Annotated in this window: 20 protein-coding genes; all 20 read right to left on the bottom strand. The window is 30.7% G+C overall.

Annotation, left to right across the window (positions count from 1 at the left end):
- Positions 1 to 6: 6 nt before the first annotated feature.
- Complete coding sequence (locus JOC47_RS10595; RefSeq protein ID WP_204702050.1) at positions 7 to 1,557, bottom strand: AAA-like domain-containing protein; 1,551 nt, start codon at positions 1,555 to 1,557, stop codon at positions 7 to 9.
- A 367-nt stretch (positions 1,558 to 1,924) separates the two neighbouring features.
- Positions 1,925 to 4,549 carry a preprotein translocase subunit SecA gene (gene secA / locus JOC47_RS10590; protein ID WP_204702049.1) on the bottom strand — a complete coding sequence of 875 codons (2,625 nt, stop codon included), beginning with the start codon at positions 4,547 to 4,549 and terminating at the stop codon, positions 1,925 to 1,927.
- A 264-nt stretch (positions 4,550 to 4,813) separates the two neighbouring features.
- Complete coding sequence (gene hpf / locus JOC47_RS10585; protein WP_204702048.1) at positions 4,814 to 5,365, bottom strand: ribosome hibernation-promoting factor, HPF/YfiA family; 552 nt, start codon at positions 5,363 to 5,365, stop codon at positions 4,814 to 4,816.
- Between the two features lie 211 nt (positions 5,366 to 5,576).
- A complete protein-coding gene (locus JOC47_RS10580; protein ID WP_204702047.1) occupies positions 5,577 to 5,780 on the bottom strand; it encodes a cold shock domain-containing protein in 204 nt (67 codons plus the stop codon).
- 323 nt (positions 5,781 to 6,103) lie between these two features.
- Complete coding sequence (locus JOC47_RS10575) at positions 6,104 to 6,826, bottom strand: ATP-binding cassette domain-containing protein (protein ID WP_204702046.1); 723 nt, start codon at positions 6,824 to 6,826, stop codon at positions 6,104 to 6,106.
- Positions 6,819 to 7,472, bottom strand: a complete 654-nt coding sequence (gene ehuC / locus JOC47_RS10570; protein ID WP_204702122.1) for an ectoine/hydroxyectoine ABC transporter permease subunit EhuC — start codon at positions 7,470 to 7,472, stop codon at positions 6,819 to 6,821. The genes JOC47_RS10575 and ehuC overlap by 8 nt, the downstream gene beginning before the upstream one ends.
- Positions 7,473 to 7,624: 152 nt before the next feature.
- Positions 7,625 to 8,383, bottom strand: a complete 759-nt coding sequence (locus JOC47_RS10565) for a basic amino acid ABC transporter substrate-binding protein (protein ID WP_204702045.1) — start codon at positions 8,381 to 8,383, stop codon at positions 7,625 to 7,627.
- 441 nt (positions 8,384 to 8,824) lie between these two features.
- Positions 8,825 to 9,133 carry a flagellar biosynthesis protein FlgN gene (locus JOC47_RS10560; RefSeq protein ID WP_204702044.1) on the bottom strand — a complete coding sequence of 103 codons (309 nt, stop codon included), beginning with the start codon at positions 9,131 to 9,133 and terminating at the stop codon, positions 8,825 to 8,827.
- A 191-nt stretch (positions 9,134 to 9,324) separates the two neighbouring features.
- Positions 9,325 to 10,290 carry a YbgA family protein gene (locus JOC47_RS10555; protein WP_204702043.1) on the bottom strand — a complete coding sequence of 322 codons (966 nt, stop codon included), beginning with the start codon at positions 10,288 to 10,290 and terminating at the stop codon, positions 9,325 to 9,327.
- Positions 10,291 to 10,455: 165 nt separating this feature from the next.
- Positions 10,456 to 11,472, bottom strand: coding sequence for a hypothetical protein (locus JOC47_RS10550; RefSeq protein WP_204702042.1), 1,017 nt, complete (start codon positions 11,470 to 11,472; stop codon positions 10,456 to 10,458).
- 72 nt (positions 11,473 to 11,544) lie between these two features.
- Positions 11,545 to 11,922 carry a flagellar protein FlaG gene (locus JOC47_RS10545; protein WP_204702041.1) on the bottom strand — a complete coding sequence of 126 codons (378 nt, stop codon included), beginning with the start codon at positions 11,920 to 11,922 and terminating at the stop codon, positions 11,545 to 11,547.
- Between the two features lie 73 nt (positions 11,923 to 11,995).
- A complete protein-coding gene (locus JOC47_RS10540; RefSeq protein WP_204702040.1) occupies positions 11,996 to 12,577 on the bottom strand; it encodes a PseG/SpsG family protein in 582 nt (193 codons plus the stop codon).
- Between the two features lie 65 nt (positions 12,578 to 12,642).
- Positions 12,643 to 13,506, bottom strand: a complete 864-nt coding sequence (gene rfbA, locus JOC47_RS10535; RefSeq protein WP_204702039.1) for a glucose-1-phosphate thymidylyltransferase RfbA — start codon at positions 13,504 to 13,506, stop codon at positions 12,643 to 12,645.
- Positions 13,507 to 13,529: 23 nt separating this feature from the next.
- Positions 13,530 to 14,558: a radical SAM protein gene (locus JOC47_RS10530; RefSeq protein ID WP_204702038.1), complete on the bottom strand. Its 1,029-nt coding sequence runs from the start codon at positions 14,556 to 14,558 to the stop codon at positions 13,530 to 13,532.
- A 13-nt stretch (positions 14,559 to 14,571) separates the two neighbouring features.
- Positions 14,572 to 15,702, bottom strand: a complete 1,131-nt coding sequence (gene rffA, locus JOC47_RS10525; protein WP_204702037.1) for a dTDP-4-amino-4,6-dideoxygalactose transaminase — start codon at positions 15,700 to 15,702, stop codon at positions 14,572 to 14,574.
- Positions 15,703 to 17,505 (bottom strand): B12-binding domain-containing radical SAM protein, encoded by a 1,803-nt coding sequence (locus JOC47_RS10520; protein ID WP_204702036.1) that lies wholly within the window; start codon positions 17,503 to 17,505, stop codon positions 15,703 to 15,705.
- 53 nt (positions 17,506 to 17,558) lie between these two features.
- A complete protein-coding gene (locus JOC47_RS10515) occupies positions 17,559 to 18,758 on the bottom strand; it encodes an ATP-grasp domain-containing protein (RefSeq protein ID WP_204702035.1) in 1,200 nt (399 codons plus the stop codon).
- Positions 18,759 to 18,801: 43 nt separating this feature from the next.
- The gene (locus tag JOC47_RS10510; protein WP_204702034.1) at positions 18,802 to 20,292 is read right to left on the bottom strand and encodes an aldehyde dehydrogenase family protein; all 1,491 of its coding nucleotides are present in this window, start codon (positions 20,290 to 20,292) and stop codon (positions 18,802 to 18,804) included.
- Between the two features lie 49 nt (positions 20,293 to 20,341).
- On the bottom strand, positions 20,342 to 21,451 hold the full coding sequence (locus tag JOC47_RS10505; protein WP_204702033.1) for a radical SAM protein: 1,110 nt from the start codon (positions 21,449 to 21,451) through the stop codon (positions 20,342 to 20,344).
- Positions 21,452 to 21,472: 21 nt separating this feature from the next.
- Positions 21,473 to 22,903 (bottom strand): glycosyltransferase, encoded by a 1,431-nt coding sequence (locus JOC47_RS10500; protein ID WP_204702032.1) that lies wholly within the window; start codon positions 22,901 to 22,903, stop codon positions 21,473 to 21,475.
- Positions 22,904 to 22,986 lie beyond the last annotated feature (83 nt).

The following is a 22,986-nucleotide window of genomic DNA, read 5'->3' as shown; positions in this document are numbered from 1 at the left end:
CCTTCATCATACCCAAATAGCAAAAATATTCTTGCCTTCTCTTTGGATTTCTTTCTGTTGATAATTTTTATTTTTATTAAAATTAAAACTAATTAAATATCCTTGATCAACATTCTGTTTATTTAAATAATCAGTTAACTGAGCTAATCCTTTTTGATGATACTTTTCTCCTCGCCATATTTTTAATTCTACTACATACTTTCTATCTAAATAGGTAATAACTACATCTAATCTTTTTTCTTCTGAAATTTGTACCTCTTTAAAATCAAAACCTTTTCCATTTATAATTGGCTTTATAAATGCTAAAAAAATGAGTCTTCCATTTCTCTCTAAAAATTCTTTATCCTTTTTACTATATTGTTCCTTGAAAAACAATTGAAATTTATTTAATATCTTTTCAAAATCTAAATACCCTTCTTTAGTAATAAAACTATCTCGGTAATTGTAAGTAGACATATCTACACTAGTTTCTAATTTGGAACTTAAATAATTATATATGCGTTGTTCATAGATCCTATTATGAATTTTTATTAGTCCATTATCATTCTTTAAAATACCATATAATTGACCCTGTTCAATAATTGGGTTATCTAAATTATAAGTTATCTTTTCACCTTCCATAATTATTTTATAAATAAGTTGATATAAGTCCTCATTATTCTCTATATTTTTTATTAAAGTAGAAAAATTAGTATTCTGTTCAGTTAATAAAAATTTAACTGCATTTCTAATAGTCCCTTTGGTCCACTTCAATTGTTCTAATTCTTCATCTATTATTTTAGCTAATTTACTAACCAGAAATGGATGCCCAGAAGTATAATAATAAATTTCTTCTGCTATTTCTTTAATGTTCATTTGAGCAGATTTATCATTTTTATACTCTTTTAGCATAGTAGAAATTTCTCTAATATTAAAGTGCATATCTATTTTAAAATCAACTGCTATATTCCAAGGACTATTGTATTTTCTTTCTTCATCAGTTCTAAATTTCAATTTGAGATTTTTAATATCATGGACACCAGCTAAGATTACACTATGAAATGCATAATCTTCTCCTTCTTTTGCTAATAAATATTTATTACGCAACACACCTAGAAAATCTAAAAACAATTGATTATTACTACTTTTATCCACTTCATCTATCATCATTACTACCTTTTTATCAGCTTCCATTATAAAATCAGTTATAAAATAATTCAAATCATTTATAGTATCTAAATCATCGTTAGCTTCTATAAACTTAAGTAATTTTTCCTTCTGTCGCAGTTTTAAATTCCGTTTAATTTCTCTTAAAAAACTATTTATAAATAAAGTTTCATCTGAAAAAACTTTGCTACTAATTCCTTCAAAACTCATTTTGATTACTAAATAATCTTTTTTTCTTAATTCTTTAGCTAATAAATACATTGCTGTTGTTTTTCCATATTGCCTCGGCTTATTTATTGTGAAATAGTTACCCTTATTTACTAGTTCAATCAATTGCTCTAACTTACTATCTATATTCACCATATAATGTTTTTCTGGAATACAAACTCCTGTAACATTAAATTCTTTCACCCTTATCCCCCCTTCCCTATCCTTTCTAAATATTATATGAGTATGGCAAAACCATACTCATATATCTTTTGATTTTCTAAACTATCTACTAAATTAATATTTTTTAATTTAAACAACACAGTTCATGACCTATAATTAAACCTACAATCTAGACTAAGCAATGCCTAGTCTCTACATTTTTCACTCTCTCCTCAGAGTTTTAAAAAACAAAAACTCTTCGTGCAGCCCCATTTTCTCTACTTCTCGCTTTATTAACTGCCCAATCTATATGCAGCAATCTTCACTTAGCTCACTACCAGCTACTGCTTTCTTCTTTTCCTCTTTACTCTTTTTCTCTTTACTCATCACTGATTACTAATTACTGTTTTTATTCGTAACCACCATATTTATCTTTATCAATACAGCATTTCTTATACTTCTTACCACTACCACAAGGACACGGATCATTGCGGCCTGGTTCTTCTTTCTTTCTTAGCGGAGTTCGTTCAATCTCTTCTTCTTCTCCGCCGCTATTAGTCTGGGCCTGCTCTTTTCTCTGTTGTTGTTCTTCTTGCATTTGCTCTAAATCATAAGCAGATACGCCATCTTCATGAGTGAAGTTTAAGTCACGCTGTTCTTCCATTTCTTCTCCCTCATGCACAATTTCAATTGCAAATAGATACTGAATGATATCTTCTCTAATCCGACCTAACATTTCTTTATACATATCGAAGGCTTCATACTGATATTCTACTAATGGATCCTTTTGACCATAAGCTCTTAAACCGATTCCTTGACGCAGTTCGTTCATCGCCTGTAAATGATCCATCCACTTTTGGTCGACAGTCTTTAACATTACTGTTTTTTCTAACTCTTCAATGCTATCATCACCTAAATCTGCTCTCTTATCTTCATAAGCAGATTCGATTTCTGCCATTAATTTATCTTTGATTTCCTCTTCAGTATTCCGTTCAACATCTGCTAACTCTAAATTGATTTCTCCCACAAAATCTTCAACATGACTTAACAGTCCTTCTAAATCCCATTGATCAGGTGCTTTACTATTATCAATATAGATCTCTAAAGTATCATCTAACCATTTTTCTGCCATCTCAAATAGCATCTCATTTAAGTCTTCACCTAATAAAATCTTACGCCGTCTCTCATATATATTTTGCCGCTGTTTATGCAGTACTTCATCATAGTCTAAGATACTCTTTCGAATTCCAAAGTTACGGCTCTCTACTTTCTTTTGGGCTCTGGAAATAGAACTAGTAATCCAATCATGTTCAATTGGTTGGTCTTCATCTAAACCTAAACCATCCATAATACTTGTAATTTTATCGGAACCAAATAAACGCATTAAATCATCTTCTAATGACACATAAAAACGAGATGAACCTGGGTCTCCTTGACGACCAGAACGTCCCCTCAGCTGATTATCAATTCTTCTACTTTCATGACGTTCAGTACCAATTACATGTAAACCGCCTAATTCAACTACACCGTCTCCAAGTACAATATCTGTACCTCGACCAGCCATATTAGTAGCAATGGTAACTGAACCTTTTTGACCAGCATTCTTAATGATTTCAGCTTCTCGTTCATGATATTTAGCATTTAAGACTTCATGAGGAATACCTTCTCTTTTTAACATCCGGCTTAATTGCTCAGACTTTTCAATAGCCACTGTACCTACTAACACCGGCTGTCCTCGTTCATATTTTTCTTTAATATCTCTCACTACGGCTCTAAATTTAGCCTGTTCATTTTTATAAATAACATCTGGGAAATCTTCTCTAATTACTGGTTCATTCGTTGGAACTGCTACTACATCTAACTCATAAATCTCTTCAAATTCTTCTGCTTCAGTGACAGCAGTACCCGTCATCCCTGATAATTTATCATACATTCTAAAGAAGTTCTGGAAGGTAACACTAGCCATCGTCTGTGTTTCTTCTTGAATATCAACATTCTCTTTTGCTTCAATGGCTTGGTGTAAACCTTCACTATAACGACGTCCTGACATTAAACGTCCTGTAAATTCATCCACAATATGGACTTCATTATCTTTAACAATGTAGTCTTTATCACGCTCCATTAACTCTTTAGCCTTAATCGCTTGATTCATATGATGCAGTTCATCCATATGCTGATTATCATATAAGTTATTAATGCCTAAACTATCTTCTACTCGGTCTATCCCTTCATCAGTTAAAATCACCGAATTAGCTTTTTCATCTACTTCATAATCTCTATCTAAAACTAATTTCCGTGCTAAACGAGCAAATTTATAGTACATTTTCGGCGAGTTTTCCGTAGGTCCCGAAATAATTAGTGGAGTTCTTGCTTCATCAATTAAAATACTATCTATCTCATCTAAAATAGCAAAGTTAAGTTCACCCTGTACTAATTCTTCTTCTCTAGTAGCCATATTATCACGTAAATAATCAAAACCAAATTGATTATTGGTACCATAAACAATATCTGCTTCATAAGCTTCTTTACGTGATTCATAGTCCATATCTTCTAAAATTACCCCTACTTCTAAGCCAAGAAATTCATAAACTTGACCCATCCATTCACTATCACGCTCTGCTAAATAATCATTAACTGTCACAATATGCACACCTTCACCAGTTAAAGCATTCAAATAAGCAGGCATAGTTGCTACTAAAGTCTTACCTTCACCAGTCTTCATTTCCGCAATTCGACCTTGATGAAGTACAATAGCACCTAAAACCTGTACATCATAAGGTCTCATTTCTGTAACTCTAGCTGCCGCCTCTCTGACCACAGCAAATACTTCTACCAATAAATCATCTAAAGTCTCTCCATTTTGATATCGTTCTTTAAATTCTTCCGTTTTATCCTGCAGTTCTTTATCACTTAAAGACTTCATTTCGTCTTCTAATTCATTGACTTTTTCTACCATTGGCCACAATTCATTTAACTTCTTGTCATTAGGATGAGGAACAATCTTCCTAAACATTTTCTTTAAAAAATCTAACATTAGATAAATCTCCCCTATATTTAAGTTTAATTTTAAACAAAACAACTATTCTTGAGTTTATATCTAAGCTCAAGTTTGATTATATCATTTCTAGGGCAAGTAGGCAACCACATTAGAATTTAAGTAATCAGTAAAGAGTAAGAAGTGATGAGTTAAAACCTAAGCAAAAAAACTAAAAAACATTAATTATTTATAATCTCTTAAGAAACATAATTTTCAATTGAAAAGCCAGCTGAATAAATCAGCTGGCTAGAAAAGTTTTATTTATTTTAAAGTCGGTTCGATTAAACCGTAATTCCCATCGTTTCGTTTATAAACAACATTAACTTCTTCAGTTTCAGCATTAGAGAAAACAAAGAAATCATGATCTAATAAGTCCATCTGCATTGCTGCTTCTTGAACCCCCATTGGCTTCATTGCAAAGCGCTTAGTCCTTACTATTTGAGGTTCTTCCTCATCATCTTCATAATCCTCATGTCTCGATTCAACTATTTCTTCTTCAAATTCTAATTTTTCTTCGCGCAGTTTTCTTCTGATTTTGCTTTTATACTTACGTACTTGACGTGCTAACTTATCAGACACCTCATCAATTGAAGCATACATATCGCCTGTTTCTGTTTCGGCTCTTAAAGTTAATCCATCAACAAACATTGTTACCTCTACCATATGTCTTTGATTTTCTACATGCAGAGAGATTTGTGCTTCAATTACAGTATCATCATCAAAATATTTTGATATTTTACCCACTTTTTCTTTAGCATAATCCTTAAGTGCTTCCGTTACTTTAATATCTCGACCACTGATCATGAATTTCATACGCCGATCATCTCCTTCCCAAAATAAAAAATCTATTTATAACTTCATACGATATTAATTCTTTATCGCTTATTTAAATTCCTTCATTTTTATTAAATTAATATTAATTAACTCTAAGTCATCAACTATCAATCTTCAGTTGAAAAAAATTTGGAACAAAAATTAAAAAAAGCTCTGGATAAAATCCAGAGCTTTTTGGTCTCAAAGTCAACTATGCTTTAGTTACATTTTCAGCTTGTGGTCCTCTTTCGCCTTCAACGATCTCAAATTCTACTTCTTGTCCTTCTTCTAAAGACTTAAAGCCTTCTTCTTCAATTGCACTATAATGAACAAACACATCGTCGCCTTCTTCCTGCTCAATAAATCCATAACCTTTTTTGTTGTCAAACCATTTTACATTTCCTGTTAATCTCATTCTAAATTCCTCCTAAGTACTTTCTTATTCACGTGATGCAAGTAATATATTTTTTCGCATTCACTACCTGGAATTATAACACACTACCTATATTCTGTCAACAAAAAACTCTCCGTATAGTACTCGTCTCTCTACATACATTACATTTGCAATATACTGTTGTTCTGCACAATCTATATGCAGGGCAATAAAACTAATTTAAGTAGTATGACTCAGTTGCTTCCTCCGAGTTTTTCAAAAACATAAAAACTCTCCGTATAGTACTCGTCTCTCTACTATTTGCTAATTAGGTGCGCAATCTATATGCATTGCTTTTTGCTTAATTAGTATACTTTTTTCAAAAACTCCTGCGTTCTCTTTTCTTGAGGATTATTAAATAACTCTTCTGGGGGAGCTGATTCAACTATTACTCCTCCATCCATAAATAGGACTCTATCTCCTGCTTCGCGAGCAAAGCCCATTTCATGAGTTACAACAACCATCGTCATTCCTTCATCAGCCAAATCTTCCATAACATCTAATACTTCTCCGACCATTTCTGGATCAAGGGCTGAAGTTGGCTCATCAAAGAGCATGACCTTAGGCTGCATTGCTAAAGCTCGGGCAATAGCAATTCGCTGCTTTTGGCCCCCTGATAGTTGACTTGGATAGGTATCTGCTTTATCTTTTAAACCTACTTTATCTAATAAATCATAAGCTATCTGTTTAGCTTCTTCTTCAGCGATACCTTTTATTTTCATAGGAGCTAAGGTAATATTCCCTAAAGAAGTTTTATGAGGAAAAAGATTAAAGTGTTGAAAGACCATTCCCGTTTCCTGCCGTAATTGATTAATATCTATTTCAGGAGAATTAATCTGCTGACCATCGATAAAGATTCTCCCTGCTGTAGGTTCTTCTAATCTATTTAAACAGCGTAAAAAAGTACTTTTACCGGAACCACTTGGTCCAACAACTACAATTACTTCTCCTTGTTCAACTGTTTCATCTATTCCTTTTAGTACTTCTAAATCTCCGAAATACTTGTGTAAGTCTTCAACTCTAATCACTGACGCTCAGTCTCCTTTCTACATAATTAACTAGACGAGTTAGTACAAAAGTCATACAAAAATAGATTACTGCTGCAGAAATATAAATTAAAAATGTTTGATAAGTTCTACTATTCACTAACCTACTCTGTCTAGTTAAGTCTTTAACTGAAATTACAGAAACTAGTGATGAATTCTTTAGTAAAGCAATAAATTCATTTCCTAACGGTGGAATCACTCGCTTAATTGCTTGTGGTAAAACAACATACCTCATCGCCTGCGGATAAGACATTCCTAATGACCGCGCAGCTTCCATTTGTCCTTTATTAATCGAATTAATACCTGAGCGGACAATTTCTCCTACATAAGCCCCACTGTTTAAGCCTAATCCTAATACAGCAGCAAAATAAGGACTTAATTTAATTCCTAAATTAGGTAGTCCAAAATATAAAATAAATAATTGAATTAAAAGCGGAGTCCCGCGGAAAAATTCAATATAAGCTTTAGATATACTCTTTAACCACTTACTTTTAGAAACTCGAGCTAAGCCCAAAATAGTTCCTAGTGCTATACCCATTAAGACAGCTAAACTAGTTACTTTAATTGTTACTACCGCACCTTTTAATAAAAAAGGTAAAATAGCTTTAATATCTGCAATTTTTTCCATAATTAATCCTATATTTAACACGTTTATTGCTCCTTCCGATTTCTAAATTGTCTATCATAATTATACAGAAGAATGTTTATTTATTCAAGAGGTAATATTACTTTTGTCTCATTAATAAACCCAGCGAAATAATCCGCTGGGCAATTAATCAATTATTGTTTAAACCATTTATTATATACTTCATCATAAGTACCATCTTCTTTTAATTCTTTTAAAGCACCATTAACTTTCTTCAATAGTTCTTCATCTCCTGGACGAGTTGCAATACCATAATGTTCGCTGGTAAATGGTTCTCCTACCATCTTTACTTCAGGATGTTTCATAATATATGCTGCTGTAACTGGTAAATCATTAACTATAGCATCAATTCGACCATTTCTTAAATCAATAAATGCCTGTGGTATCTTTTCATAACGCTTAATCTGCTCTATGTTGTCCATATCACTAACTTCTAAGTCACCTGTAGTTCCTAACTGAACTCCAACTTTCTTTCCTTCTAAATCTTTAACACCTTGAATACTGTTATTATCATCCATCACTGCTACCACTTGGCCCGCATTAAAATACTGATTTGTGAAATCTACAGCTTTCTCCCGCTTTTCAGTAATTGTCATCGCCGACATAATTAAGTCATATTTATTAGATTTTAAGCCTGGAATCAAACCAGAAAATGCAGTATCAACAAATTCTACTTCTACGCCTAACTTTTCTCCAATTGCTTGAGCAATGTCAGCATCAAAACCAACAATCTCACCATTTTCATCTGTATATTCAAATGGTTTATAATCTGCACTCATACCAATCGTTAATTTCCCTTCATCCTGCACCTTGTCCCATGTCGTCTGATCTCCAGCACAACCAACAGCAAATACTAATGTAAATACTAAAACTGATAAAATTAATTTTTTCATTTTGAATATCTCCCTCCAAAAATTTAATTTAAAAATATTAAAGCTTTTAATTACAAGTTCATTTTAAGTAATTATACACTATAATTAATAAATATTCAAGAGTGATTCATTTTTATTCCTAAAATGAAAAAACCCAGGACAATAGATATCCTAAGGTTAAAAAATTAAATATTTTTTATTTTAATTATGTACATCATTAAATATGTACTTACTTAGCTGACCTGGTTTTTGCCCCCACACTCGCCCACTGGAACTTTGCAGAAACATTTTGCTTCTACTCTTATTCTCTCTAGTATATCTAGGTAGGTCTCACTTCTAAGCCGCACCATGATCAGTAGCCTTTGCTACCTTACGTGGATCGCTTTGCCTGCGACTAGCATCGACTTTCAACCACAGACCTAAGTAAATACATACTAATTATATTTATTTTTTTCTTTAAAATCAAGAGTTATCAGCTAATTTTTGATTTTTTTGTTCTAAATTATATATTTCTTTCAATAACGGTTTAAATTGATTTAGTTCTTCTACATCATTCTCGCTAATCAATCTTAACTTTTCTCCTTGTTTTAAATTATACTCAGTATCTAAATCAGCAATTTCATCTCTCAGTTCACGCTGTTTTTCTTTTACTTCTGTAGTATCTTCTCCCTTTTCTAATAATTCATATTCTTGTTCTAAAAAAGCTAATAGGTCTTCATACAGTTCTATCTGTTTTAATAGTCCTTCTAGTTTATCTTTGATAAATATCACTCCCTAATATATAGTTTACAGTAAGACAGTAACACAGACTACAGTTAAAATCAAAAAATAAAACCTTTTTCAACCCAAGATTAAGAAAAATTATGATTGCAGTAGACTTGGCATGCCAAGTCTCTACATTTATATTTTTATTATCGGTTGTTATTCTATTATCCATTCTCAATTTTCAATTATCAATTGTTTTATAACCCTCGCCCTTTCCCTGAATCTTTAATTTCAACTAAGCCCTGGGGATAAGGCGTAAAGAATGTCTGCTGTTTTAAATAATCTACATCACATCTTAAAATCCAAGCACTTAAAATACTATTAGGTACGCTTAAAGGTACTGTCCCATTACGATACTGTTCTAATTTATCAAAGAAAAAATCTTTCTCACTTGCCATTAAATCATCTGAAACATAACCAAAAGCATGAGTTAAAACATTAATATTAGCCGTATACTCTGGTGGCTCAGAGAAAAGATCATTTAAGTGCTCTTCATATTCTTCTACCACTTGCTCTAATTCTTTATGTTCATGATTGGCTACAATTTGACCCATCTTTCTCATTTCTGCTTCATTATAGGATAAAAATAATAATTTGTTTTTGGCCTGGAAATTAACTAACTTTGCCATAGCAGGCTCAGCTTTAAGTTGGCGAAACTCAGATAAGGTATATAATTTAGCCAAAAAATGTTCTCGTAACTTAAAATTTTTCAATCGGCCTTCATTAGTTATTGCTTTCTTAGGATATTTTTCTTTGACTAATCCACCAAAAATACCACTACCTTTCATTGATGGCACACCATTGACATCATACACTTTACTATCTCTAGTGCCACAGGAAGGCGATCGATTTTTTAAAATAAATCCATCTACTTCTTCTAGTGAATCCAAATATTCGTGGGTGAATTCTTTCATTTCTGTAGTTACATCTCTATCATTAACAGGTTGGACTAGTCTAGTTTCATCATCTTTTTTGACTAATCTCAAAGCCTTACGTGGGACTCCCAAAGCGATTTCTACTTCCGGACAGATTGGGGTAAAATCGACGAAAGATTTAAGCTGTTCTATGAAATCATCATTGATTACAGCTCCATTATATCTGCAGGCATCAAAAGTGAGACACTTACTGACTACTACTTTTGGTTTGACGAATTCTCGTTTCATTACTGCACCTCCTGAACTAACTACTACCTAAAAAAACAATAAATAATTACAATTCACTTTTTTACAATACGTTATATTAAACAATATTACATACATTTAAAATTATTTCTATAATTCTTTAACTTGTCCTGCCTCATAATAGAAATAATTCTCGATTATTCTTAGCTATAAAATTTCTTTTGGCACAGGAAATTGTAAATCATGTATTTGCCACTTCAATCTAACCCAATCCATAGAGTTAACAACATAATCACTCTGCCAAAATTCTTGGTCATACTCCCGCGGGGTTATTTTACATTTCTCTGGTTCTCCCTCTGCATCATGCCGCGCAAAAAAATCATATAAAAACTGATCCATTTGCGGACCGAATAGCACCGGTTCAATTTGGCCCTGCGGGACACCATCCCTAACTATTTCTTGATAAACATTCTGCCATAAATAAAGAGTGCGATTAGCTTCTTTTTGAAAATCATCATCTACTTCTCCTGTAGCACCTGTTTCTATACGTGAAGCATTAATAGCTCCTGGATGACGCAAGGTTACTATATAATTGGCCTGCTCTCCAAAAATATGATCAATTAACTGCATACACTTACTAAAACGAGTTTTTTTAACTATCTTTTTCTGCTCCGGAAATTCTCTTTTAAGATAAACTAAAAATTGCGTCACTTGAAACAAAATATGATAATAATGCTTCGGCTTTCTCCAGCCCATAGTATAAGGCTCTTCTATATCAAAATCCGGCATGGCTTCGTGCAGCAGAGACATATAAGCACTTTCATAAGGCCACTCTAAGGCTCGGCTCAGTTCTTTTAACATAAAAGTTCCACCTGTACGGGCGGCACCTAGAATAAAATAAAAATCTTTATTTGTATACTGCTTAATAGTCTCTTCTTTTTCATCTAAAATCGCATGAAACAAAGATAAAGCTTCCTCTACAAAGTCATCTAGCTTTATCTGCAATTGTTGGTCACTTTCTAATTGTTGTTTTAAGTTCTCTATTTTTTTCTGCCGATATTTGAAATATTTTTGTGAACTTCCACCACGACCTGAAATACCACGCACTCGCCAAGCTTCTTGCGGATCATAACCTGCTAAATACTCAACTATGCCGTAATGTATTTCTAAATCATTTGTTATTTCCTCTTTAATATTCGTAACATTTAAAGAATTAGTGTACAAATTCTTACCCCCTTCTTATTCTACTGATAATAAAAAGTTCGGGAACAAGTCCCGAAAAAGATAAATTATATCTTAAATTTTTTCATCAATAATTAAACCCACCATTTTTTTAATCTGACCTAACATATCTAACATATCTTTAGGTGGCATTTCTTTAATAGTTTCATGCTTTTTAGTATTCACTAATTTAGCCATCATAATGTCAGTCTCTTCATGAATTTGGAACTGTAAATCTTCATGAAAAGTCTGTACAGTTTCATTCAATTTTTCAGTAACTTTCTTAAATTCTTTTTGACTTAATTCCTCGGCTTTTTCTTCATTTCTTTTTTCCACTTTATCTTTTTCTTTTTGCAATTGTTCTTGAGCTACCGTTTTTTCACTTTGACTCACATTAGACTGTTGACTGTCTACATTATTAACGGCTTGACTGCTGAGTTCAGAAATATTCATAAAAGCTCACCCCTAGATTTATTTTTGGATATCACTTTAAATCCTAAACTTGGCCCTCCTAATTATTTACTATTCAATATAATATATAGTTGGCAACTCTCTCGGCACCTTGACCATCAACTATTTTCTGACCTTGTTGAGACATTTCTTTTCTTAAAGCAAAATCATTTATTACTTTTTCTATATTATCTTTTAACTTACTTTTACTAATCATATGTCCAAATCCCAAATTAATTATAGCCCCTTTTTCTTCCATTGCTTCAGCTACTTTAACTTGATTCTCAGCTTGAAGTAATGTTATAGTTGGAGTTCCTGTAGCAGCTAATTCATATAGAGTACTTCCCCCTGCTGAAATTGCTAAATCATTATTTAACATCAATTCACTCATTTTATTTACATTAAAATAGAGAGCTATTTCTAAATCAACTTTTTGAACTATTTTAATTATTTTATCAATATTTTTAAAACTAGGACAGATTACAACATCTAAATGTAATTCCTGATTCAATTGATTTATAGACTTAATTATTTTAGGAGTCAAATTAAGTTTATCACTACCTCCTACGGTTACTAAAATTGAATTAGTTTCATTACTTATATTACTTCTAGATATACCTTGAAATTCCTCTCTCATCAATGTATATTCTGTTCCCAATAAGAAATCAGTTCCTCGAGTAGTAGATTGATAATTTAATTCTGATAATTATATTTATAAAGCAATCATTTAACTAAACATTTTAAATATTGTCCATAATCTGTTTTTAATAAGGGATTGGCTAACTCTAATAACTCTTCTTCACTTATATATCCTAGTCGATAAGCAATCTCTTCTATACAAGCAATATATAATCCTTGGCGTTTTTGAATTGCTTCTACAAAATTAGCTGCATTTAATAACCCATCATGAGTTCCTGTATCAAGCCAAGCCATCCCTCTTCCAAGTAATTCAACTTTTAATTTGTTTCTTTTAAGATAATCTTTATTAATATCTGTTATCTCTAATTCTCCTCTAGCAGAAGGGCTTAATTTTTTTGCAATCTCTACTACTTTATTATCATAAAAATAAAGACCTGGCACAGCATAATTAGATTTAGGATTCTCTGGTTTTTCATCTAAAGAAGTTACATTTCCCTCACTATCAAAATCTACTACTCCAAAAGAAGTAGGATTATTAACTTCATAACCAAAAATAACTGCACCTTTATCTAATGAAGCAGCTTCTGTTAATAAGCCTGATAAACCTTGACCATAAATAATATTATCTCCTAACATAAGGGCTACTTTACTATCATCAATAAATTCTTCCCCTACAATAAAAGCATCAGCTACTCCGCGCGGTTCTTCTTGTACTTCATAAGAAAAAGAAATTCCTAATTGACTACCATCTCCTAATAAATCTTTATATAAAGGTAAAGATTTGGGAGTGGAAATAATCAAAATTTCTTTGATTCCCGCTAGCATTAGAACAGATAAAGGATAATAAATCATAGGTTTATCATATACTGGAAGTAACTGTTTAGACACACTCTGCGTAATTGGATATAATCTAGTTCCAGATCCACCTGCTAAAATTATTCCTTTCATTATTCCCCCCCTAGATATCAAAATTACAAAAATTCACTATGCACTACATCTAAATCTAATAAATTCAAAGTACGATTGAAATTATCATTACGACAAAAATAAGGACAGTCATTAAAATCAATATTTTCAAAAACTTCCTGTTTTCTAGCTGAACGCCATATCTGTGGAATAGTCTTTTCTTTTATATCCCCTAGTAAATATTCAGATTCTTGGCGATGGTGAATACAAGCATACATTTTTGCATCAGCCGTTACTACTGTAGAGAAAAACATACCATGGCATTTGTCATAAGGTCGTTTATTGTCATCATTAAATTTTTCATATTTATGTTCAGACCAAGCTACTTTAAAATCATTACTTTCATATTGTTCTTTCAGTTTATGATATTCATCTGTAATATCAGTAAAATCACCAAGAAATGGCCGGAATTGAGCAAAATCAACTTCACATTCTTTTGAAACTTCTATAAAATTTTCCATATCGTTTTTTGTTAATTCACTCGTTAAAAATCCAGTTCCAATTGAGGTATGATTTTCTAAATCTAAATCTTCTCGCAAATTGATTATCATCTTTAAGTTAGTTAATACTTGGTTGAAACTTGATTTTTTCATCCCATGCGTTTCTTCATACATTTCTGAACTTCCCGCATCAAGACTAACTCTAAAATATTCACAATTTTTTAGTATAGCTTTTGCTTTTTCTTTATTTAATGCTAAACCATTACTATTAACTCCTATTTTCATACCTTCTCTTTTAATCAAATCTAAAATTTCACTAAATCGAGGATGTAATAATGGTTCACCACCTCCACTTACTATAACTCCTTCATTTTCTAGTTCTGATAAACCATTAACTATTTTTTTTATTTCAGTCCATGATAACTCAGCATTATTTTTATTTTTTCCTACACAATGAGGACAATTATTATTACATCTATTAGTCAAATCTAATTCTGTCACTACTAATGTCTTATGTCCATTAAAATAATAATCAAGTTTATCTAAATGCTGTAATATTTTTTCTTGAGAGTTAAACTCATTTACTTCAGCCATTTCATCACTCCTCTTAGCTTAAATAAAATCTTTCTATTTCTTTTACTACTTTATCAATATCATCTTTAGCTAAATTATAATAAAGAGGCAATCTTATTAATCGTTCACTCTCTTTAGTCGTATATTTATCTTCTCCTACAAATCTACCAAATTTTTGACCAGCAGGAGATGTATGAAGAGGAACATAATGAAATTTACTTTCAATTCCTTTTTCCTTTAAATAATCTATTAATTCAGTTCTTTCCTCTAAATTTTTAACTTTAATATAAAATATATGTGCATTATGATAACACTTCTCAGGAATAAAAGGTAAATCAATATAATCTTTATCAGCTAAAGGCTTTAATTTCTTATAATATCTGTACCAACTTTCTCGTCTGTTTTGGTTAATTTCTTCAGCTTGTTCTAATTGTGGATATAAATAAGCGGCATTTAATTCACTTGGGATATAAGAAGAACCTATATCAACCCAAGTATACTTATCAACTTGTCCACGAAAAAATTTAGAGCGATTAGTTCCTTTTTCTCTAATTATTTCAGCTCGTTCAATAAATTTTTCGTTATTAATTACAATTGCTCCACCTTCTCCACTAGTATAATTCTTTGTTTCATGGAAACTATAACAACCTATATCACCAATAGTACCTAAATACTTATCATCATACTTAGCCATAACCCCTTGTGCTGCATCTTCAATTACTAATAAATCATATTTGTCAGCTATTTGCATAATTTTATCCATATTACAACCTACTCCAGCATAATGGACTGGTACTATTGCTTTAGTCTTTTTAGTAATTGCCTCTTCAATTAAATTCTCATTGATATTCATTGTATCTGGTCTAATATCTACAAATACTGGAGTAGCTCCACGCAATACAAAAGCATTAGCTGTAGATACAAATGTATAAGAAGGCATAATTACTTCATCACCAGATTCAATACCAGCTAAGATAGCAGCCATTTCTAAGGCATGAGTACATGAAGTAATAAGCAATGATTTTTTACAATCAAATTTTTCTTCAAACCATTGATTACATTTTTTATTAAAATCTACTCCACCAGAAAGTTTATTATTAGTAATAGCTTGTTTTATATACTCTTCTCCTTTACCAATATTTGGAGGAACATTAAATGATATCATTCAACCCCTCCTTAACAAATCTAAAATATCAATTACAACTTCAACATTTTCAAAATCACTTTCCACCTGTTTTTCAATGATATTAACTATCGAAAGAATTGGAACTACCACAAGTTCAATATTTTGCTCTCTTACTGTTTCAGGCGAATGAATCACTTTTCCATCAATTTTGCTTCCTTGCTTCATTTTAGTAGCATCAATATAATAAATATTATCATTATCGGTCGAGTTTAAATGTCTAGAAAAATTACTAAAATAATTATTAATTCCCCAAAACGCAATTTTATCATATTCCTTAAGTAAATTCTCAATATTATTATCAATTATATTAGTTATTTCATCTAGTGCAGGCTTACTATGTCTATGTCCACATTCATTGCAAGTTAATACATTACTAGTAAATAATTTGATATCCTCCCAATGATTTTTATTATTACAAGCAACACACTCTCCTTTTAAACTAAACACTTCATTCTCATAATCTATTTCAATATCTTTCAAATTATTTGGTTCCTCTTCTGCTAATACCGCCATTTGCTTAGCTAACCAAGCTCTCTCTTCCTCAGACATCTTTGAAACATTAATTGACAAACATCCTTCTTTTATATATTGAACTTCGTCTTCTATAACGCCCTGTTCACATGCATACTCATATAATTCAGTTCCTGGATATACAGTAATAAATTTTAAGTTTATCCCATAGTGTCTATGTTCTTTCCACCATTCAAGAGTATTAGTGGCTGTTTCTAAAGTTTCTTCTACATCTCCAAATATAAAATTGCCTTGAATAGTTATTCCCTCTTCATATACTATCTCTAATGCATTTTCAATCTCTTCAATAGTAATATTCTTGTTCATACTCTCCAATATACGATCATCTGCACTTTCAAGTCCAAATGACATAATTTCACAATTGCTATCTTTAAGGGTCTTTACTAACTCTCGATTAACATCTGAAACCCGAAACTGAGCCCACCACTTAATATCATAATCCTTAATCCTATGACAAAAATTCTTAAGCCTTTCTTTATTATATGAAAAAAGCTCATCCGCAATAAAAATATATTTTACATTATATTTGTCTACCAAATAATCTAACTCTTTGAAAAAATTATTAAGCGAACGTTTTCTGTATTTACTTCCACTGGATTTAAAGCAAAACGTACATTGAAATGGACAGGAACGACTTGATAACATAGTTACTACATTTTTCTCATTAATCCCTTCATAACTAGCAACTAAATCCATTATTTTTCCAAAGCCAAACCCCTCATAGTCTGGAAAAGGAATAGAATCCAAATCATGGATTTCCTGTCTAGAGTTCGTTATATGATATCCATCATTTTTTTTGTATATAATCCCATCAACTTCCTCTACATCTTCATTATCTTCAAGTGCATAAGCTAATTCACAAGTTGTAATCTCCCCCTCCCCAATAACTCCATAATCAGCATATTCAAGAGCTTCCATTGCGACCTTAGGAGCACTAGTGATTATCCCTCCACCAACTATTGTTACAATATCTTCGTTTATACTTTTTACTGCTTCCACTATAGCTCTTATAAGGTAATACTGATAAGTGAGTCCACCAGTAGCTACAATGTCAATATCTTTTTCTTCAATTTCTCGTTCTAAAATATCTTTTATAGGGTCTTCCACATTATTTAAGTTTAAGGTATATACATTAAATCCTTCTTTTTTAAGGCTAGCGGAAACATAAGGCAAACCCAAAGGGAAATTATACCATTCCCCCACCTTATTTACAAATCTTGGCATAACTAGTAATTGATTCTTTCTGCCCATTTTAATCACCACCTTATCAATTTTTTATAGTAAATATATAAATTTATAATATATTATTTAACTTGAACTTTAATTAATTTGTTAAGTCGTTTCGTTTTATCAATCATTTCTTCTGCTGAATCAAACTCAAGAAAAACTATTCCCAATTTTGTAGTCATTACATCTTCTATTAAATCTCCTTTTTCCCACCACATAAACTTTTCAATAATCTTATCTTTAATAGATTTATCAAAAATGATATCAGTAACTTTACCTGGTTCAGGGCTCATAACACAATGTCGAATAAAATAACCTTTCCTTTTAGAAGGAGAATAATTTAATTCACTACAATCCATTCCTGCAGCAGCTTTTACAATCCATTTAGCATAATCTATTCCAGTTGAATAATTAACTGGATAAGTATATAAATCTCCTGGACATCTTCTTGTAATTTCAATAATTTTTGGCCCATTATCTGTTAAAAAATACTGAATATGAAAAATTCCTGTGCTCAAAGATAATAAAGTCGATATCTTTTCAGAAATTTCAATAAGTCTTTTATTTACTTTTTCTGAAACTAAAGCAGGGGTCGAAGAGGTTGAAACAAGATAAGGATTCCAATGAGAATATTCATTATCACCGTAATGAAAAACAACTTTCCCATCTCTAAGAAAAGCAGAAAAACTATGTTGAGTTCCTTCCACATATTCTTCTATCACAATTCGATTGGCCCTTGAAATAGAAAAAGCATCTTTTACAGCTTTTTCATATTCAGTTTTAGAGGTTATTTTTGAAACTCCTTTTCCACCTGACATATCAATTGGCTTTACTATTAAAGGGAATTCATATTTATTAATTGATTTTAAAGCATTCTTGACATTATTATAACTTTTTGCAAAAGGACTAGGGATATTATTTTCTAAAGCAAATTGACGAAATTGATCTTTATGATGAAGTTTTAAAGTAGTTTCATAAGAATCATGTCCTGGCAAATCTAATTTTTCTGCTACATAAGCAGTTGATATTGCAGAAAAATCATTAGTACAAGGACAAATTGCATCAATCTCCAATTTTTTTGCTAATTCAAGCATTTTTTCTTTATTAGAATAATCTTCACAATGATATTCATCAGAATATTCAATACCAAGCCCATTAGGGCCATCCGGTTGATTACCAGTAGTAATAACATAAAAACCTAGATTTTGGGCTGCTACTATTAAAGGGATATCTCCATGACCGCTACCCGCAATTAACATCTTCTTTTTTTCTTCCATTTGATTAAATCACCTTTCTATTTATACAAATTTATCTATAATTTTATAATGATTCAGAATGTAACCATGTAGTTTTAGTATTTGTATATTCATCAAATGCATAGATTGATTTATCTTTTCCTAAACCTGATTCTTTTACTCCACCAAAAGGTACAGTATTATCATCTTCTCCATAACTATTAATATGAACTATGCCAGCTTCTAGTGCTTTAGATACTTGATAAGCTTCATCAATATCTCCCGTCCAAATTGAAGCAGCTAATCCATACTTAGAATTATTAGCAACATCTATTGCTTCCTTTATAGAATCAACTTTTAATACTGTAAGTACTGGCCCAAAAATTTCTTCTTGTGCAATAGTAGAATTAGGATCAACACCATCAAAAATAGTAGGTAAAAAGAAAGATCCATCTTTAATAAATTCAGATTTTTTTCCACATTTTATTACTTGTTTAGCTGATTCCATTCCTATGGAAAGATAATCTTCGATTTTTTCTTTCTGTTTCTTACTAACGACTGCTCCTACTTCATTTTCTATATCAAAAGGATTTCCAGGGACATACTTTTCCCCTTCTTTCTTTAAAATATTAAGAAATTCTTCTTTTATAGATGAGTCAATAATTAAGCGAGAAGGAGCAGAACATATCTGTCCTTGATTATAAAAAATATTTTTTGCTAATATCTTAGCGGCTCTATTTAAATCTTTACATTGTTTTGAAACAATAAATGGGCTTTTTCCACCACATTCTAATCCGACTTTTTTCATATTAGATTGTCCAGAATATTGCAATATTTTTTTTCCTATTTCAGTAGAGCCAGTAAATGAAACTCCTCTTACTTCATTATGTAAAGCAAGGGCTTTACCGGATGTTTCTCCTAATCCAGGAACTACATTAAATACCCCTTCTGGTACTCCAGCTTCAATAGCCAACTTTGCTACTTTTAAAATCGAGAAAGATGATTGTTCCGCCGGTTTTAATACAACAGAGTTTCCCATTAATAATGCTGGAGCAAATTTCCAGGCAGCAACCACCAAGGGATCATTCCAAGGAGTAATAGCTCCCACTACTCCTAAAGGTTCTTTAGTTATTGTAGCAAATGAAGTTTTTTTAGGAGGTGTAGCATGATCATAGTATTTATCAACACTTTCAGCAAACCATCTTATTGCTTTAATTGATTTAGGGATAGAATCATAATAGTAATTTTTTAAAGCCCTCCCTGTTTCTAATGTATCTAACAAAGCAAGTTCTTCTTTATTATTCTCCATTAAATCTGCTAAATTTAATAATACTTTTTTTCTTTCTTCAACAGATTTATCAGACCAAATACCTTCTTCAAAACATTTTTTAGCAGTTCTAACCGCAATATCAACATCTTCTTTTTTACAAGAACTTAATCCCGAAATATCTCTTCCATCAGCAGTACTAGTTTTTTCTATTATTTCTCCATCAATAGCTTCTCTATATTCACCACCAATAAATGCACGTTTCTCTATTTTTAAATTATCAATTTTTTCTTTAGCATTTTTAATCACATTATCACCTCAATAAATTATTGATTTTATTTCTACTACTTATTTAACTTTAAATAAACAAATTAAAATCATCTATAGCTTCTATATTTTCCATTGATTTCTGCATCTTGAATAAAATCAAATTAGATTTATGTCTAATACAATGCATCTTACAATCTTCTTTTGGATCTAACTCTTTCATAACTTCTTCCCTTTGCCCACCATTCCACATATCACTAAAAGAAGTATTATTTACTCTTCCAATACATTTATCTTTTCTTCCCCGAAAATATGGACAAACGTATGCTCCAGAAGGGGTGACTAATGTTCTTAATTCAGAAATAGGACATTCATGGTAATCTTTAAGTTGAATATTTAATTCATTATCTATAGCATACTCTAAATTCACAGATTCTAAGATTTTAAAACCATCTTCTTCTAGTTTATATCCCTCTTTTATTTCAGTTTTTAATTGTTTCATTTTTTCTTCATCATGCATAATTAAAAAATGATCCATATTATAACTCGGCTTTATTTCAAAATAATCACACCCAATATCTTTCGCTAATTTTGCTGCCTTTTTAACTTCAGAAATGTTTGATCTTTCAAAGTTGGGACCATCCTCTGATGTTCTTATTAAAAATGAATATCCTAATATTCCATTTTTCTTTTCAGCTAGCATTTCCATATTAGAAATAACTTTATTAAATTTTGAATTGCCATTTTTATCTGGTCTTAAATATTGATACATTTCATCAGTAGCTGCATCTACAGAAACTCTGGTCCAACTACAATATTTTGCAATAACATCTATATACTTATCGATCAATATACCATTTGTAGTAAGACCAATCTTCACATCATTCTCACCAAAAAATTCAATCAAATCTCCGATTTTAGGATGAGACAATGGTTCCCCACCCCCTATTAAAACTATTGCTTTTACTCCTGCTTTAACTAATTCTCTTCCTAATTCCATTAATCTTTCAGAAGAAAAACGATTATTATCTAAAATATCTTCACTTATACATCCTAAACAGTCTAAATTACATTGAGTTGTAGGGTCTAATTCAACTACAAATGGTGCTTCCGAACCCTCCTCAAAATCTATTTTTTTTATTCTGTCTATTACTGATTTTTGATATAATTTCGATTTTAAATCTAGTTCAGATTTTTCCATATTAATTACCTCCAATATATATTAATTTAGTCTTTTAAGAAAATTGTTTTTAGTTATTTCAAATAATTGTTTTAATTCCTTTATTGAATTTTCAAAACTAAAGTTATTTTGAATCCTTTTCTTCATAGATAATCCTTTTTCTTTCCTATAATCTAAGTTATTAAATAATTTCTTTATTTCTTGAATATAATCCTGCATTTTATCCACTCCATTTTCTTTGCCTACCCAATTAATTCCATCAGAAGCCCTATTAAATATAACTATGGGAAGAGCTTCATTCATAGCCATTGCTATACTATATCCTCCACCATTTCTATCTGGATTAATATAGACATCACATATTTTGTACAATGCAAGTAAATCTTCTTTATAATTTATTCTAATAATACTATTACCATATAAATGATTATAATTTTTTTGTAAATATTCTAATTTTTTTGGGCCTACAATTATCCATTTGATTTTCTCATTTTTTATTAATATATCACATATAGAATCAATAAATCTTGTATCCGAATCTAATTCTTTATCTAATCTATTACCTACTGTTACTAATACAAAATCATTACTACTAATATTATACTCTACTCGGTCAATATTTTTGTCTGTTTCTATAAATTCAATCCCCGCTTTAAATTCATAAATTTCATCTGGATTTAACAACTTATACTTTTTATTATTTTTTAAAAATCCATTTTTATCACCAACAGCATAAACATCAGCAGAATTATAAGTGTAATTACCTCCATTACTCAAATATAACACAGGATAAAAATCATACAAAATTTCTGGTATAAGCGAAATTTCCCGCATAGACCAAATAACGTTTGGAGCAAAATTATCTATCTTCTTAATTAAATCTTTAATTCTCTCGTTTCTGGAAACATTCTTTTTAGAATAATAAATTTCAACATCTACTCCTTGAATGTATTGCTGATGGTAATCTTTAAATTTGCTAGAATGATTAGATTCATAAATAAATGGTAAAATTTTATTCATTTCACCATAATTAATCACATCTTCAACAAATATTTTAATATTATACTTGGGATATATTTTTTTTAAGTTTTTAGCATAATCTAAAATTAATTTAGTAGCAGAATGATTTATTACTTTTAATTGATGAACAACAAAAGCTATATTTTTCTCCTTTCTTTTTCCAATATTCATTAAATTTAAATTAGATATAAAATAATCCGCTATTCTATTAAACTCTTTCTTATAATCAGAATAAAAATCATCATAAATTGGCAAATTATCTTTCCCTCTATAAAATGACAAATTCACCCATACTTGATAATGATAGTTCATATTTTTTTCATCATCTAATAAAGTTTCTAAAAATTTCTTAGATAATACAGATTTATCTAATCTTAATAAAACTAATAATGATAACATATAGACTTTTTTCTTAAAATCAAGCTTAGTCTTTTTTTCATTTATATTTCGCATAATTTCTTTAAATTTTTATTGTTTCATGACAACTTTTAATTTTTTTTTGAATTTACTAATTTTTTTTTTAAGATATTGCTAAT

Source organism: Halanaerobacter jeridensis (genome assembly GCF_016908315.1).
In the GTDB taxonomy this organism is placed as follows: domain Bacteria; phylum Bacillota; class Halanaerobiia; order Halobacteroidales; family Halobacteroidaceae; genus Halanaerobacter; species Halanaerobacter jeridensis.
The sequence above is the reverse complement of the archived record's forward strand: the minus strand, read 5'-3'. Positions and strand labels throughout refer to the sequence as shown.